At 51.6% G+C, this 725-nt stretch carries 1 rRNA gene; it reads right to left on the reverse strand.

What is annotated here, in order from left to right:
- Positions 1–725: ribosomal RNA gene (locus GVL52_RS27970) — 23S ribosomal RNA — on the reverse strand; the annotation flags it as partial.

Consider the following 725-nt stretch of genomic DNA (forward strand, 5'->3'; position numbering starts at 1 on the left):
ACTCTACGCCGATGAACGTTGCGTAGAAAACCTTGCGCTTACGGCGAGGGGGCTTTTCACCCCCTTTAACGCTACTCATGTCAGCATTCGCACTTCTGATACCTCCAGCATCCGTTACCAGACACCTTCACAGGCTTACAGAACGCTCTCCTACCACGCACAGTAAACTGTGCATCCGCAGCTTCGGTAACTGGCTTAGCCCCGTTACATCTTCCGCGCAGGACGACTCGATCAGTGAGCTATTACGCTTTCTTTAAATGATGGCTGCTTCTAAGCCAACATCCTGACTGTTTTAGCCTTCCCACTTCGTTTCCCACTTAGCCAATTTTAGGGACCTTAGCTGGCGGTCTGGGTTGTTTCCCTCTTGAGTCCGGACGTTAGCACCCGGTGCTCTGTCTCCCAAGCTGTACTCGTCGGTATTCGGAGTTTGCCTTGGTTTGGTAAGTCGCCATGACCCCCTAGCCAAAACAGTGCTCTACCCCCGACGGTAATACTTGAGGCACTACCTAAATAGTTTTCGGAGAGAACCAGCTATTTCCAAGTTTGTTTAGCCTTTCACCCCTATCCACAGCTCATCCGCTAGTTTTGCAACACTAGTCGGTTCGGACCTCCAGTACCTGTTACGGCACCTTCATCCTGGCCATGGATAGATCACTTGGTTTCGGGTCTACACCCAGCGACTGGACGCCCTATTCGGACTCGATTTCTCTACGGCTTCCCTATTC

Source organism: Rhizobium sp. 18055 (assembly GCF_902706285.1).
GTDB lineage: Bacteria > Pseudomonadota > Alphaproteobacteria > Rhizobiales > Rhizobiaceae > Rhizobium.